This is a genomic window from Mangrovihabitans endophyticus (assembly GCF_014646155.1).
Taxonomy (GTDB): domain Bacteria; phylum Actinomycetota; class Actinomycetes; order Mycobacteriales; family Micromonosporaceae; genus Actinoplanes; species Actinoplanes endophyticus.
The window spans coordinates 37,845-52,310 of record NZ_BMMX01000038.1; the positions used below are offsets into that span (position 1 = coordinate 37,845).

Annotated in this window: 14 protein-coding genes; 1 reads left to right on the top strand and 13 read right to left on the bottom strand. The window is 72.2% G+C overall.

Going from position 1 to position 14,466, the window contains the following annotated elements:
• Positions 1–4: 4 nt before the first annotated feature.
• The gene (locus IEY73_RS26870) at positions 5–2,512 is read left to right on the top strand and encodes a DEAD/DEAH box helicase (protein WP_189082113.1); all 2,508 of its coding nucleotides are present in this window, start codon (positions 5–7) and stop codon (positions 2,510–2,512) included.
• Here IEY73_RS26870 and IEY73_RS26875 read toward each other — a convergent pair.
• The 13 genes from IEY73_RS26875 to IEY73_RS26935 form a co-directional block, all read right to left on the bottom strand.
• Positions 2,407–3,387, bottom strand: coding sequence for a DMT family transporter (locus IEY73_RS26875; protein WP_189082114.1), 981 nt, complete (start codon positions 3,385–3,387; stop codon positions 2,407–2,409). The genes IEY73_RS26870 and IEY73_RS26875 overlap by 106 nt on opposite strands.
• Positions 3,388–3,458: 71 nt before the next feature.
• Positions 3,459–4,079: a class I SAM-dependent methyltransferase gene (locus tag IEY73_RS26880; protein WP_189082115.1), complete on the bottom strand. Its 621-nt coding sequence runs from the start codon at positions 4,077–4,079 to the stop codon at positions 3,459–3,461.
• Between the two features lie 117 nt (positions 4,080–4,196).
• Positions 4,197–4,754, bottom strand: coding sequence for a MerR family transcriptional regulator (locus IEY73_RS26885; protein WP_189082116.1), 558 nt, complete (start codon positions 4,752–4,754; stop codon positions 4,197–4,199).
• 127 nt (positions 4,755–4,881) lie between these two features.
• Positions 4,882–5,346, bottom strand: coding sequence for a bifunctional nuclease family protein (locus IEY73_RS26890; protein ID WP_189082117.1), 465 nt, complete (start codon positions 5,344–5,346; stop codon positions 4,882–4,884).
• Between the two features lie 151 nt (positions 5,347–5,497).
• A complete protein-coding gene (ftsR, locus tag IEY73_RS26895) occupies positions 5,498–6,166 on the bottom strand; it encodes a transcriptional regulator FtsR (protein ID WP_189082118.1) in 669 nt (222 codons plus the stop codon).
• Positions 6,167–6,231: 65 nt separating this feature from the next.
• On the bottom strand, positions 6,232–6,684 hold the full coding sequence (gene odhI, locus IEY73_RS26900) for an oxoglutarate dehydrogenase inhibitor Odhl (protein WP_189082119.1): 453 nt from the start codon (positions 6,682–6,684) through the stop codon (positions 6,232–6,234).
• Positions 6,685–6,894: 210 nt separating this feature from the next.
• Complete coding sequence (gene gcvH, locus IEY73_RS26905) at positions 6,895–7,275, bottom strand: glycine cleavage system protein GcvH (RefSeq protein WP_189082120.1); 381 nt, start codon at positions 7,273–7,275, stop codon at positions 6,895–6,897.
• 44 nt (positions 7,276–7,319) lie between these two features.
• Entirely contained in the window at positions 7,320–8,324 is a 1,005-nt protein-coding gene (locus tag IEY73_RS26910) for a DUF881 domain-containing protein (RefSeq protein ID WP_189082121.1), read from the bottom strand.
• A 9-nt stretch (positions 8,325–8,333) separates the two neighbouring features.
• Positions 8,334–8,666 (bottom strand): small basic family protein, encoded by a 333-nt coding sequence (locus tag IEY73_RS26915; RefSeq protein ID WP_189082122.1) that lies wholly within the window; start codon positions 8,664–8,666, stop codon positions 8,334–8,336.
• Complete coding sequence (locus IEY73_RS26920; protein ID WP_189082123.1) at positions 8,663–9,622, bottom strand: DUF881 domain-containing protein; 960 nt, start codon at positions 9,620–9,622, stop codon at positions 8,663–8,665. The genes IEY73_RS26915 and IEY73_RS26920 overlap by 4 nt, the downstream gene beginning before the upstream one ends.
• Positions 9,619–10,260 (bottom strand): cardiolipin synthase ClsA, encoded by a 642-nt coding sequence (gene clsA / locus IEY73_RS26925; protein WP_189082124.1) that lies wholly within the window; start codon positions 10,258–10,260, stop codon positions 9,619–9,621. Before clsA ends, IEY73_RS26920 begins: the two co-directional genes overlap by 4 nt.
• 263 nt (positions 10,261–10,523) lie before the next feature.
• Positions 10,524–12,485, bottom strand: coding sequence for a vWA domain-containing protein (locus IEY73_RS26930; protein ID WP_189082125.1), 1,962 nt, complete (start codon positions 12,483–12,485; stop codon positions 10,524–10,526).
• Positions 12,486–12,487: 2 nt separating this feature from the next.
• The gene (locus tag IEY73_RS26935; RefSeq protein WP_189082126.1) at positions 12,488–13,912 is read right to left on the bottom strand and encodes a sigma 54-interacting transcriptional regulator; all 1,425 of its coding nucleotides are present in this window, start codon (positions 13,910–13,912) and stop codon (positions 12,488–12,490) included.
• Between the last annotated feature and the right edge of the window lie 554 nt (positions 13,913–14,466).

Below are 14,466 nucleotides of genomic sequence, written 5' to 3' on the forward strand. Positions count from 1 at the left end.
CATCATGACGCTCACCGACCGGCTTCCCCGCACCGCCGAACCCGACGCCGTTTTCGACGCCTTCTCCGGCTGGGTCACCGAGCAGGGCCTGACGCTGTATCCGCACCAGGAAGAGGCGCTCATCGAGATCGCCACCGGCGCGAACGTCATTCTCAACACACCCACCGGCTCGGGCAAGAGCCTGGTCGCCACCGGCGCGCACTTCGCCGCCCTGGCCGCCGGGCGCACCACCTTCTACACCGCGCCGATCAAGGCGCTGGTCAGCGAGAAGTTCTTCGCGCTGTGCGCGGTGTTCGGCGCGCACAACGTCGGGATGCTCACCGGCGACGCCAGCGTCAACGCCGACGCCCCGATCATCTGCTGCACCGCGGAAGTGCTGGCCAATCTGGCGCTGCGCGAGGGCGCCGGCGCCGACGTCGGCCAGGTGGTGATGGACGAGTTCCACTTCTACGCCGAACCGGACCGCGGCTGGGCGTGGCAGGTGCCGCTGATCGAGCTGCCGCAGGCGCAGTTTCTGCTGATGTCCGCCACGCTCGGCGACACCACCCGCTTCGTCGCCGACCTGTCCCGGCGCACCGGCCGCCAGACCGCCGTGGTCGCCAGCGCCGAACGGCCAGTGCCGCTGTTGTTCTCCTATGCCACCACGCCGCTGCACGAGACGATCGAGGAGCTGCTCTCCACCCGGCAGACGCCGGTGTACATCGTGCACTTCACCCAGGCCGCCGCGCTGGAACGCGCCCAGGCGCTGATGAGCATCAACATGTGCACCCGAGCGGAGAAGGACGCCATCGCCGCGGCGATCGGCAACTTCCGGTTCACCGCCGGGTTCGGGCGCACCCTGTCCCGGCTGGTCCGGCACGGCATCGGCGTGCACCACGCCGGCATGCTGCCGAAATATCGGCGGCTGGTGGAGACGCTCGCCCAGGCGGGCCTGCTCAAGGTCATCTGCGGCACGGACACCCTCGGCGTGGGCATCAACGTGCCGATCCGCACGGTGCTGTTCACCGGACTGTCCAAGTACGACGGGGTGAAGACTCGGCTGCTCAAGGCGCGCGAGTTCCACCAGATCGCGGGCCGTGCCGGGCGCGCCGGCTACGACACCGTCGGCACGGTCATGGTGCAGGCGCCCGAGCACGTGATCGACAACGAGCGCGCGCTGGCCAAGGCCGGCGACGACCCGAAGAAGCGGCGCAAGGTGGTGCGCAAGAAGCCGCCGGAGGGCACCATCGGCTGGGGCCAGCCCACCTTCGACCGGCTCGTCGCCGCCGACCCGGAACCGCTCACCTCCAGCTTCGGGGTGTCCCACGCGATGCTGCTCAACGTGATCGCCCGCGACGGCGACCCGGTGGCGGCCATGCGGCATCTGCTCACCGACAACCACGAGGAGCCGGCCGCGCAGCGCCGCCACGTGCGCCGGGCGATCGGCATCGCCCGCGCGCTGCTGGCCGGCGGGGTGATCGAGCGTGTGGCCACGCCGGACGGCACCACGTACCGGCTGGTGGACGACCTGCAACTGGACTTCGCGCTCAATCAGGCCCTGTCGCCGTTCGCGCTGGCCAGCCTGGAGCTGCTGGACCGGGAGTCGCCGGACTACCCGCTGGACGTGGTGTCGGTCATCGAAGCCACCCTGGAGGACCCGCGGCAGGTGCTGTCCGCGCAGCGGCAGAAGGCACGCGGCGAAGCGGTGAACGCGATGAAGGCCGACGGCATCGAGTACGAGCAGCGCATGGAGCTGCTGGAGGACGTGACCCATCCGCGTCCGCTGGCCGAGCTGTTGGACGCCGCGTACGAGACGTACCGGCGGGGGCACCCGTGGGTGGCCGATTACGAGCTCAAGCCCAAGTCCGTGGTGCGAGACATGTACGAACGGGCGATGACCTTCACCGAGTACGTGTCGTTCTACGGCCTGTCCCGCTCCGAGGGGCTGGTGTTGCGGTACCTCGCCGATGCGTACCGGGCGCTGCGGCAGACCGTGCCCGAGGACGCCCGCACCGAGGAACTGGCGGACCTGATCGAATGGCTCGGCGAGCTGGTCCGGCAGGTGGACTCCAGCCTGCTCGACGAGTGGGAGCGGCTGCGCAATCCGGGCGCCGAGCCGCAGGAGGTCCGCGTCGACGACAAGCCGCCCGCGGTCACCCGCAACACGCGCGCGTTCCGGGTGCTGGTGCGCAACGCGCTGTTCCGCCGGGTCGAACTGGCCGCGCTGCGCCGCCACGACGAACTGGGCGACCTGGACGGCGAGGCGGGCTGGACCGCCGCGCGCTGGGCGCAGGCGCTGGACGACTACTTCGCCGAGTACGACGAGATCGGCACCGGGCCGGCCGCGCGGGGGCCCGCGCTGCTGCACATGGACACCGGGGCGACGGTGTGGACGGCGCGCCAGGTGTTCGACGACCCGGACGGCGATCACGACTGGGGCATCGACGCCGAGGTGGACCTGGCGGCCTCGGATGAGGCTGGCGCCGCCGCGGTGCGGGTGACCGGCGTGGGCCCGCTCACCGCAGTGGCCTGACCGGAGCGGCCCCGGGACACCGCCACGCCGAGCAGGCACAGCATCCCGCCGCCCAGGGCCAGCAGGCCGGGCACCTCGCCCAGCGCGACCCATGCCATCAGCACCACCAGCGCGGGCACCAGGTAGGTGGTCGCGCCCAGCCTGCCCGCGGTCGTGCGGGCCAGCGCGTACGCCCATGTGGTGAACGCCAGCGCGGTGGGGAACACGCCGAGATAGACCACGTTCAGCGTCGCCGTCAGCGGGGCGTCGGCCGCCTCCGAGACCAGTTGCCCGGCGAACGGCAGGCACACCGCCGCGCCCACCGCGCACCCGAACGTGGTCACCTGCAACGCGCTCGCGTGCCGCAGGGCGGGTTTCTGCGCCACCACACCGGCCGCGTACGTCACCGCGGCCAGCAGGCACAGCACCACGCCGAGCACCGAGGAGCCGTCATGCCCGGAGGTGGACCAGCCGACCACGGCGGCACCGGCGAACGACACCGCGATGCCCGCGACCAGCCGGCCGGGCAGTCCCTCGCGCAGCAGCCACCCGCCCAGCAGCGCGATCAGCACCGGGCCGATGTTCACCACCAGCGCCGCGGTGCCCGCGTCCACCCGCCTCTCCCCCGCGTTCAACGCGACCATGTAGCCGCCGAACCAGAGCACCCCGGCCACGGCGATGCCCGGCCAGGCCGCGCGCGGCGGCCACCCGGCGCGGCGCACCGCCCAGACCACGCCGAGCACCACCGTCCCGGTGAGCATCCGGCCGAGCGCGAGCGCACCCGGCGAGTAGGCGCCACCGGCGCTGCGGATGGAGACGAACGCGGAGGCCCACAGCAGGACGGTCACGCCCGCGGCGAGCAGCGCCGGCGTCTGCCGGCCGGCTTTGTCGGTCACGGCACGACCTTAGGGCCTAGGTACGACACCACCGGCCCGGCTTCCTCCACCGGCCCGGCTTCCTCCTCCGGTCAGGACGGGAGCCTGCGCACCTTGACGGTGGCGTCGCTACGGATGGCCGGCTCGCCGTCCGGGCCGGTCTGCTTGCGTTCGTGGGCCTCGCTGCGCAGCACCTCCCACTCCCCGTCGGCCAGGGCCAGCCCGGCGATCACCTCGTCGGGCGAGGGAAGCTCCATCTCGGGATGCGCCCGATGGTGGAACGGCCCGGGGTCCAGATGCCCCTCGATCAGCAGGATGCCACCGGGCGCCACGGCAGCCGCCGCGTCCCGCAGGATGCGCTCCCGCGGCATGTCGCCGTGCGAATGCAGGAACTGCGCGGACACCAGGTCGTACGTGCCGTCCGGAAAGCCGGACCCAAGATCGAGATGGCGCCAGTCCACCCGGTCGGCGACTCCAGCGTCCGCGGCGTGCTGCGCCGCGCGCTGCAACGCCACGCTGGAGATGTCCACCGCGGTCACCCGCCAGCCGCGCGAGGCCAGCCACACCGCGTCGGCGCCCTCACCGCATCCCAGGTCCAACGCCCGGCCCGGGGTCTCGTCGGCGACTTCCCGGACCAGCACCACGTTCGGCTGTCCGCTCCAGATCCGGTCGCTCTCGGCGTACCGGGCGTCCCACGAAGCCTCGTCGCTCATCGGATCGCTCCCCCGCCGTCATTCGTGTCGGTCATGGGACCAAGCGTGCCGGTCCGCCGGCGCGGGACGAAGACCGCTTGCTGCATTGGCAAGGCGGGAACGGCAGTGCGGGGCCGGTCAGCCGGCGCGGCGGCGGGCGCGGCGCGCGGCGAGCTCGTCCCCGGCCACCGGCTCGGCGGGGGTGGCCGAGCCGACCGGCTGGGGGCCGGCCGCCGGCTCGGACGGCAGATTCGACAGGGAGCCCTGGATCTCCTTGAAGGCGCCGCCGATGGCGATGCCGAACACCCCCTGGCCGCCCTGCAGCAGATCCACCACCTCTTCCGGCGAGCGGCACTCGTAAACGGTGGTGCCGTCGCTGATCAGCGTGATGCCGGCCAGATCGTCCACACCGCGCGATCGCAGGGTGTCGATGGCCTTACGGATGTTCTGCAACGAGACGCCGGCGTCCAGCAGACGCTTCACCACTTTGAGTACGACGAGGTCGCGAAAGGAGTAGAGCCGTTGGGTGCCGGAGCCCGACGCGTCCCGGATGCTGGGTACCACCAGCGTGGTGCGGGCCCAGTAGTCGAGTTGCCGGTAGCTGATGCCGACCGCGTGGCAGGCGGTGACTCCCCGGTACCCGACTTCGTCGTCCTCGCCGACAAGCGGACCCTCAACAGGATCTGACTCGTGCACGCGACTACCTCCCCGCTGCGCGGTGCCGCTTCACCTGGACTTCACGAGCCTATATCTCAACGCTGCCGGAAACAGGGAGGTAACGCTACGACACGCCGCGTACGGAGGAACCGGTGTCGATGAATGATCAGCCGGCGAAGTCCTCCGGACGCACCTGATCGAGGAACTCGCGGAACTTCTCGACCTCGTCCTCCTGCTCGTCCGGAATGACGATCCCGGCCTCGGACAGCACATCATCGGAGCACCGGATCGGCGCACCGACGCGCAGGGCGAGCGCGATCGAATCGCTCGGTCGGGCAGAAACCCGCAGCTCATCGCCGATGAGCAGGTCCGCGTAGAAGACGTTTTCCTTCAGCTCGGTGATCTCCACCGCGGTCAGCGGCGCCTCCAGCGCCGCCAGCACATCACGCAGCAGATCGTGGGTCAGCGGCCGGGCCGGCTTCACACCCTGCTGCTCGTACGCGATGGCGGTCGCCTCCACCGCACCGATCCAGATGGGCAGGTAACGATCACCGTCGACCTCCCTGAGCAGGACGATCGGCTGGTTGCTGGGCAGCTCCACCCGAACCCCGACCACGCTCAGCTCGCGCACCGCACGCCTCCGTGTCGTTTCCCGTGGCCGCCTGCTCCGTTGCGCCACTCGGCACGAAGGGCGACAGCCGCTCCTCCCTGCACGGTACACGCACGCACGGCCGTCCCGTCTGCACGGCATGCCCGTTGTGGGGTGTGCCGTGCCGTCCCGGTCAGCGGCCGAGTTCGCCCCGCAGCCCGGTGCGCACCAGCGCCGCGTGCAGCCGCTGAGACAGGGCCTGCAGCTCGCGCGCCATCTCGGCGGCGCGGGCCCGGGCGGCCGGGTCGTGCTGGCGCACCAGCGGCGCGAGCAACTGGGTGAACAGGCCCACCTCGCGGTCCGCGCCGACCCGGAACGCGCGCAGGTGGCGCACCTCCAGCCCGTACCGGGTGAGGCCGACGACCGCCTCCACGATCACCATCGCGTCGCCGTCGTACCAGCCCGGCGGGCGGCTCACCACCAGCCCGATCTTCTCCAGTTCGGCGAGCAGCTCGGCCGGGCAGCCGGTGCGCTCCAGCACGTCGTCGCGCGCCACGCGGGTGTCCTGCGGGTCGGCCGCGCGCTCCGATCCCACCGCCACCAGCGCGGGACGCTGAGACGACTGCTCCTCGTGGCGGCGCTGCTCCAGTTGCTCCCGGATCACCCGCAGCGGGAGATACTGATCACGTTGCGCGGTGAGCACGAAACGCAGCCGCGCCACGTCATCCCACGAGTACTTGCGATAGCCCGAGGCCGTCCGCTGCGGGTCGACCAGCCCCTCCGCCTCCAGGAACCGCAGCTTGGAGATGGTCGTGTCGGGAAACTCGGTGCGCAGGTGGGCCAGCACCTCCCCGATGCTCATCAGATGCTGAGCCGGACCCTGGGCGCGCGAGGGCCCCGGGTCGCGTGCGGCGGACCCGGACGGACTCACGCCCCGCCGACCTCGCCCTCCGGACGGGGTCCGGCGATGAAGACCAGCCGGAACTTGCCGATCTGAACCTCGTCGCCGTTGCTCAGTGTGGCGGCCTCGACGCGCTCCCGGTTGACATAGGTCCCGTTCAGCGAGCCGACGTCGCGCACGGTGAACGTGCCGGCGTCGCGGTGGAACTCGGCGTGCCGTCGGGACACCGTCACATCGTCCAGGAAGATGTCGCTGTCGGGGTGCCGGCCGCTCGTGGTGACGTCGTGGTCCAGCAGGAACCGCGCGCCGGCGTTCGGGCCGCGGCGCACCACCAGCAGCGCCATCCCCGGCGGAAGGGAGCCGGACATCCGGCTCGGCACCACGTCGGTCTCCGGCCCCTCGAGTGCCTCGTCGAGCGCACCGAGGTTCAGCGTGGACGTGACGTCGAGTGGGGGAAACTCGTCGTCTGGGCGCGTCATCGGACCACCTCACGGATCAGTGTCGGTCGCCGTCCGAAGGGCACGGGGTGGGCGAGACCGGACAGACGCCCGAGGCCGCGGCACCCCCGCCGCTGCCCGAAAGGCCCGGACGCACGACTATCGGTTGCGAACAAATAACGGTTCTACATGTGCTCCGCGAGCCTAGTCAGCGCCAATATCGCGGGCAACCGGACGCGCGGGTCCGCAGGTTCAGCTCTCGGTGAGAGAACGGTACGCCGCGGCGTCAAGCAGGCCGGTGACCGCCTGCGGATCATCCGGCGTGATCTCCACCAGCCACCCCGCCGCGTAGGGCTCCGCATTGATCAGCTCCGGCTCATCGGCCAGCGTGGCGTTGCGGGACACCACCGTCCCGGCGACCGGCGCGTAGATCTCGGACACGCTCTTGGTCGACTCGATCTCCCCGAGCGAATCGCCGGCCTGCACCGCGGTGCCCTCCTCCGGCAACTGCACGAAGACGATGTCGCCCAGCGCATCCTGCGCGAAGTGGGTGATCCCCACCCGCACCGGGCCGCTGCCGTCGCCGGACACCCACTCGTGCTCGGCGGTGTACCGCAGGTCCTCAGGAATCACACGTTCCTCCGTGTCGACGCCGCTGTAGTCTGCCGTGGCCCCGGTCAGGAGACCGGATGCGCGTAACGCAGGCTGGTGGACTCGCGCACCGCGGCCACGTCGACCATGGTGCGCTGTTCCACGGTCACGCTACCGCCGCTGCTCTTCACCGAAGCGACCACCCCGCCCGGGATCTGCAACGCCGTCTGCATGGTCTGCGGAGCGCCGATCACCCACAGCGTGTACGGGCCGTGCACGGTCGTGCCGTCGGCGACGATGCCGCCGTCGTCGGCGTCCACGAAGTAGGTCGACGCCACGATCCGCACCGCGGTGCCGTCCGCGCCGGCCAGTTCCATCACCTCGCCGCCGGCGCCGCGCAACTCCTGCACGGCGTTCAGCACCGCGGACGACTTCACCCCGGTCAGCATGATCCGCAACCCCGGTCCGCGGCCCGGCAGCGTGCCCGCCAGCAGCCCCAGCTCGTCGCCGCGTTTCTCGGCCTCGGCCCGCGCCGCCTGACGGCCCGCCACGCCCGAGGTGAGCTGCCGCTGCGACGTCTCCAAGGCGTTGATCTCGGCCTGCAACCGGGTGTCCCGCGCCTCCAGATCGGACAGGATGCGCACCAGATCCTCCTGGCGCGCGCTGGCCAGCCCGTCGTCGGTGTTGTTACTGCGCAACTGCACGACCAGGGTGAACCCGAACAACGCCAGCAGCAGCCAGATGAGCGCTCCGGCGCTGGACAGACGCCGCCACGGGGCGAGCCCGGCACGCGGCGGGCCCGCCTCCGCACGGTCGGCCGGGCCGTCCGCCGGCGCGCCGGCGGACGCGGACTCGGGGCCGCCGGTCTCAGCCCCGGTCTCAGGACCGGCTTCGTGGGGGCCGGCGGGCGCGTCCGCGCCCGCCGCACTGGTCTGCTGCGGACCGGTCCCGTGCGGATCGGCGCCATGCGGATCGGCGCCATGCGGATCGCTCCCGCGCTCGGTGTCACCGGCGCGGTCGCGGGCCGACGGCGGATTCACCGGTTCGGGGGACGGCGACGCCTCGCGGCCGGGCTCGTGTTGATCGCTCATGGTCCGCGCCTACGCCCGGAACAGGTGCCGGCGGATCGCCGCCACGTTGCCGAAGATCCGCACGCCCAGCACCACCACCACGCCGGTGGACAACTGCCCGCCCACCCCCAGTTGGTCCCCCAGGTAGACGATCAACCCGGCCACCACCACGTTCGCGATGAACGACACGACGAACTGCTTGTCGTCGAAGATGCCGTCCAGCTTCGCGCGCACCCCACCGAACACCGCGTCCAGCGCGGCCACCACCGCAATCGGCAGGTACGGCTGCAACGCCGGCGGCACCGTGGGATGGAACACGACACCGAGCACGGCGCCAGCGATCAGAGCGAGTACGGCGATCATCGGCCGCCTTCCGACTGGGAGCTACGAGGCTCGGCCTGCGAGCCGGTGGACGCGGACGGCGGAGGCGTCGACGGCTCCGCCACCCGGAGCTTGAGTTCCGTGGCCGCGGCGAGCGTCACGTCGTGCACCTCAGCGGTGTCGAACGACATGCCGTACCGGCTCACCAAGGCCCGGAAGAAACGGCCGGCGTATCCGTCGCGGAAATCGCCGGCCAGCGAGTCGGGGCCGATCGCCACCACCTCGTACGGCGTGGTCACCGGCCGGAAATCCACCAGGATGGCCTCGCCCGCCTGCCGGATGGTGGAGGTCGCGGTCAGCCGCTGCCCGTTGATCGCGATCGCCTCCGCACCACCCGCCCACAGCGCGTTCGCCGCTAGCTGCAGATCCGTGTCCTTGACCCGGGCGTCGGTGGACCGCTCCCCGGTGACCGGATCGGCCGCGGTCGGGCCGTCGCCCAGGGTGATCTTGGCACCGGAGCCGCGCACCGGAGCGAGGCCGGTCTGCGCCTCCAGCTCCCGCAGCCGGGCGGCGGCCTTGCCGTCCAGTTCCCGGTCCCGCAGGTCGGCCACCTCGCTGCGCAGGCCGTCGGCCTGGTCCTGCAACACCGACGTGTCCGCCCGGCGCCGCTGCACCTGACTCACCAACTGGTCGTGCGCGCTGCTGCGGGCCGGCTCGTCGGCCACCGTCTGCTGGTAGGCCACCACCAGCAGAAAGCCCAGTGCGGCCATGGTCACCGCGAGCACCGCCCGCAACGCCCGGCGGGCGGCCGGGCCGGGGCCCCGCCCGCTCCCCCGGCGTTGCGCCGCGGCGGCGTACCCGGGGTCGAGGGGGTTGCGGAACAGATCGGTGAGGAAGTCCGTGGTGTACCCGCGGCGACGACCGTCGCCGTCCGGAGACGGCACGTCGCCATGCGAGTCCCGCACGGCACCGGCGGAGACCGGACCGGGTCGGGTCATCCCGCGACCGCCTCGTCCGGCGTGCTCACCCGGCCGGCCCGGGGCGCACGACGCGCCGCGCGCACCAGCCGCGCGGTCTGCGCGAGGTAGAGGGCTGCGGCCGCCCAGTACAGGCCCAGCGCCCACCAGGCCAGGCCCCAGCCGATCGGCTCGATCACCGCGGACGCGTCCGGCGCCGCGTCGGCCAGCAGCATCACCGGGAACGCGAGCAACAGCACGAAGGTGCCGGTCTTGCCGACGTAGTGCACCGGCGGAGGACCGTACCCGAAGCGGCGCAGCACCAGCAGCGCGACGCCGAGCACCAGCTCGCGCAGCAGCAGGGCGGCGGTGAGCCACCACGGGACGACGTCGCGCACCGTGAAACCGATCAGGGTGGCCAGGATGTAGAGCCGGTCGGCGAACGGGTCGAGCAGCTCACCGAGGCGGCTCACCTGGCCGAGCCGGCGTGCGACGTAACCGTCGACCCAGTCGGTGGTGCCGCCCACCGCCAGCACGACCACCGCGGCGACGTCGTGCCGGGGCCCGAGCAGCAGGTAGAGGAAGAGCGGCACGCCGAGCAGGCGGACGAAGCTGATGACGTTGGGCACCGTCGCGATGCGCCGGGACACGACGGGAGTGGGCGCAGGCTGCTGCGACATCGCTACTCCCTCTCCCCCACGGCCGGGACCCCACCCGGCGGCCATCGGCGCGGACCCACGGACGCTGCCGACGGCCGCACCGACCGGCCCGCGACACCCCCCACGGCCCGCCGCCCTCCGTCACCGGGCGCGCCACGTGCGGTCACTCGCCGGGAGCAACTATAGCCAGCCGTCGGTCCCCGCCCCGGCAGGCCGTGCCGGGGCGGCGTAGGTCACCACCCCTAAAGCATCCTAGGACAATAGGGCTCGGGTTGGTGTGCCGCTCAGCGGCGCCCCCGGCGCGCGCGCACATAGTCGTCCACCACGTACCTGCCGAGCTCGCCGATCTCCGGGCTGAACACCCGGCCGCCGCTGCGCTGGGCCACCGCGTTCACGAACCGGCGCAACCCCTCGTCCTCTCCGAGCATGAAGAGGTTGAGCACGGCGCCGTATCGGGTCAGCTGATCGACCTCGCGCACCGTCGACTGCACCGTCTCGTGCGTGGTCGGCCAGGAGAAGAACGCCTCGCCGTCGTCGTCGAGATGGGCGGTCGGCTCGCCGTCGGTCACCACCAGCACCACCGGCTCCGACTCCGGATGGCGGCGCAGATGCCGGGCGGCCAGTTTCAGCGCATGCTGCAGGTTCGTGCCCTGCACCATGTCCGGCTCGATCGCCGCCAGCTCACCCTGGGAGAGCGGCATGGCGTACCGGCCGAACCCGATGATCTGCAGCGAATCCTGCGGGAACCGGGTCGCCACCAGGTGCGACAGCGCCAGCGCCGTCTGCTTCATCGGCCCCCAGCGGCCGTCGGCGAACATCGAGAACGACAGGTCGACACACAAGGCCACCACGGCCGAGGCGCGGCGCTCGGTCTCGGACACCTCGAAATCGTCCGGCTCCAGCCGCACCGGCAGCGTGGACACCCCGGCCGGGGCGCGCCGCCGCACCGCGTTGCCGATGGTGCGCACCACATCCAGCGGTTGCTCGTCGCCGAACTGCCAGCGCCGCGACGACCCGATCAGATCACCGGCCGCACCGGCGTCGCGCAGGTCATGCTCGCCCCGGCGCCGGCCGGCCAGGTCGGCGAAGACCTTGGCCAGCGCCGTACGCCCGAGGCGCCGCAACGCCTTCGGCGACAGCGTCAGCCCCTCGGCGTCGCGCGTCACCCAGCCCTGGCGCCGCAGTTCGCGTTCCAGCTCGCGCAGCCGGCGCAGGTCGTCCGCGGCCGATCGGCCCAGTTGCCGTTCCACCGCCTCCACATCGACGTCGTCCAGCGTGGCTCCGGGATGTTCCTGACCCAACTGGCCGAGCAGGTCGTCCAGTTCGCCGATCTCACCGAGCGCCTCGGTGGCGTCGCCGTATCCCAGGTCCGGAGCACCGCGCATCCGCTCGCCACGCGTCCAGTTCATGCCCGGCCGCAACGCACGCAGGTTGTCGGTCAGCTCGGCGAGCTGAGAGCGCAACGGGCCGTCCCCCAGCGCCTGGTCCATGAGTTGCTGCAGTTCCTCGCGCTGCTGCGGGCTGAGCGAGCGCATCAGCCGCTCGGCCGCCGCGGCCTGCCGCGCCAGCGAGTCGATCAGCTCGTCGACGCTGCCCGGCTTGTCCGGGAAGAAGTCGCCGTGCTTGTCCATGAAGCGCTGGAACGCGTCGCCGGTGTCCTCGCCGCGCGCGTGCCGGGCGAGCAGATCGTTGAGATCCGACAGCATCTCGCCGATCCGCGCCTCGGCCGCCGGGTCACGGCCGGACAACGCCTGCTTCATGCCCGCGAAGCGCTGCTCCACCACCTCCCGGCGCAGCCCGTCGAGGATCTGCTGGTAGGTGCGGCGTGCCTCGTCGCTGGCCCAGTCGTATCCGGAGAGCTCCTGCACCGCCTGCGAGGTGGAACGCGGCAGGCTGTCCAGCACCGCCTCGTGGAAACGGGCCGCATCGTCGTCGCGGCCCGCCAGCTCGTCGCGTTCCGCCGCGACCGCCTGATCCAGCAACTGCTGGGCTCGGGTCACCGCACCGTCCAGGTTTCCCCGGCGCAGCGCATCGCGGCGCAGGCGGCGGGCCCGGGCGCGCAGGTCGTCCAGGCCACGCCCGTCGCGCGGCCCGCGGTGGATCAAGTCGCGCAGGGCGTCCCGCAGGCTCTCCCCGGCCAGCACCCGCTCACCCACGTCGTCCACCGCGGCGCGGACGTCGAACGGCGGGGCGAGCGGGTCCGGGCCGTCCCGCCACGCGCCGTACCGGAACCGTTGACCTGCCATGATCAGCTCCCGTAGAGGGTGCGGCCGTCGTCGGTGGTCTCCTTGGCCATCCGGCGTGTCAGATGCAGGCCCTCAAGCACGAACTCCACCCCGGCGGCGGCCTGACCCGGGCTGGGCGCGTCGCCCAGGCCCAGCCGGTCAAGAACCTTCGCCAGGCCCGGCACGGTGCCGATCTGGCCGAGCAGGTCCTGCGCCGGCACCAGGTCACCGGTCTCGATGATCGCGCCCTGGGCGACCAGGTCGGTGAAGCCGGACAGGTCCAGGCCGGACAGGCGGGCGCGGAACGTCTCCGCGGTGGCCACCCGCAGCAGATGCGCGAGCACCTCGGTCTCGCGCCCCTCCTCGCCGCTCTCGAACTCGACCTTGCCGCGCAACGTCGACGTGACCGACACGGTGTCGCAGATGCGGGCCACCGCCTCGGACTCGCCGCGCAGCCCACAGCGTCGCAGGGCGGACGCGGCCACCGTCTCGGCCGCGGCGATGGCGAACCGCGCCGAGATGCCGGAACGGGCGTCCACCGACGGCGACTCACGCACCCCACGGGTGTATCGCGCCAGCACCTCGACCAGGTGGTCGGGCACCGTCGCGGACAGCGCCGCCTCCTGGCGGATCAGGTCGGACTCCAGCTCCAGCTCGACCGGGTAGTGCGTGCGGATCTCGGCGCCGAAGCGGTCCTTGAGCGGGGTGATGATGCGGCCCCGGTTGGTGTAGTCCTCCGGGTTCGCGCTGGCCACCAGCAACAGGTCCAGCGGCAGGCGCAACTGGTAGCCGCGGACCTGGATGTCGCGCTCCTCCAGCACATTGAGCAGCGACACCTGGATCCGCTCGGCCAGGTCGGGCAGCTCGTTGACCGCGAAGATGCCCCGGTTGGTGCGCGGCACGAGGCCGAAGTGGATGGTGTCCGGGTCGCCCAGGGCACGCCCCTGCGCGACCTTGATCGGGTCCACGTCACCGATCAGGTCACCGACGCTGGTGTCCGGGGTGGCGAGTTTTTCGCCGTAGCGCTCCGACCGGTGCAGCCACGAGATGGGCAGCAGGTCGCCTGCCTGGTCGGCGAGCCGGCGGGTGGCCGGGGCGAGGGGATGATAGGGATGCTCGCGCAGCTCCGAACCGGTGATGTAGGGCGTCCACTCGTCGAGCAGGTCGACCAGGCTGCGAATCAGGCGCGTCTTGCCCTGGCCGCGCTCGCCGAGCAGCACCATGTCATGCCCGGCGAGCAGGGCCCGCTCGACCTCGGGCAGCACGGTGTCGTCGAAGCCGACGATGCCGGCGAACCGCGGCGCGCCGCTGCGCAGCCGGTGCAGAAGGTTGTCGCGCAGCTCCTCCTTGACGGTGCGAAACTGGTGACCGCCGGCGCGCAGCTCGCCCAGGGTGGCGGGCAGGCCGGCGGGTGGTGTGGGTGTGGTCGCAGTTGGCGCGTCTGTCACCCGACCGAAGCTACTCCCGCCTTGTGACAAACAACGACGCGTGCGGGTACCGGCCGCAGGAGACGAACGCCACGCGCGGGCGGCGGCACGCGCCCGCCCAAGACGCCGACCCAAGACGCCCGCACGGTCCTCGCCGCTGCCGCGCCCACCCGCCGAACCCGCCAGCCCCTGTCCCGCCCCGCCGAGTCCCGTCCTGCCCCGCCGAGTCCCGTCCTGCCCCGCCGAGTCCCGTCCCGTCCCGTCTGGTCCCGGCCGGACCGGACCGGTCCCGTCGATCTTGAACTTCCGATGCCCGAATCGCCAAGGCATAACCGACTTGTCCGACCCGAAAGTCCAAGATCAACCCGAATCACCCCCGACGCCCCGCCGATCTTGGACTTGATGGTCGGGAATGTCGGGATATCCGGGGGCGAATGGGGCACGGAAAGCTCAAGATCGGCGGGGCGGGGCGGGGCAGGGCGGGGCAGGGGCCGCGGCGGCGAGGCGGAACCGGGGGCCGCGGGGCAGGGCGGGGGCGGCGACGGCGGGGCGGGAGCCGCGACGCGGCGGGGCGA

Excerpts from the sequence above, each read along its gene's own strand:
- IEY73_RS26915 (WP_189082122.1), bottom strand. The coding sequence starts at position 8,666 with ATGATCGCCGTACTCGCTCTGATCGCTGGCGCCGTGCTCGGTGTCGTG.
- IEY73_RS26870 (WP_189082113.1), top strand. The coding sequence starts at position 5 with ATGACGCTCACCGACCGGCTTCCCCGCACCGCCGAACCCGACGCCGTT.
- clsA (WP_189082124.1), bottom strand. The coding sequence starts at position 10,260 with ATGTCGCAGCAGCCTGCGCCCACTCCCGTCGTGTCCCGGCGCATCGCG.
- ftsR (WP_189082118.1), bottom strand. The coding sequence starts at position 6,166 with ATGAGCATCGGGGAGGTGCTGGCCCACCTGCGCACCGAGTTTCCCGAC.
- IEY73_RS26910 (WP_189082121.1), bottom strand. The coding sequence starts at position 8,324 with ATGAGCGATCAACACGAGCCCGGCCGCGAGGCGTCGCCGTCCCCCGAA.
- IEY73_RS26880 (WP_189082115.1), bottom strand. The coding sequence starts at position 4,079 with ATGAGCGACGAGGCTTCGTGGGACGCCCGGTACGCCGAGAGCGACCGG.
- IEY73_RS26920 (WP_189082123.1), bottom strand. The coding sequence starts at position 9,622 with ATGACCCGACCCGGTCCGGTCTCCGCCGGTGCCGTGCGGGACTCGCAT.
- odhI (WP_189082119.1), bottom strand. The coding sequence starts at position 6,684 with ATGACGCGCCCAGACGACGAGTTTCCCCCACTCGACGTCACGTCCACG.
- IEY73_RS26930 (WP_189082125.1), bottom strand. The coding sequence starts at position 12,485 with ATGGCAGGTCAACGGTTCCGGTACGGCGCGTGGCGGGACGGCCCGGAC.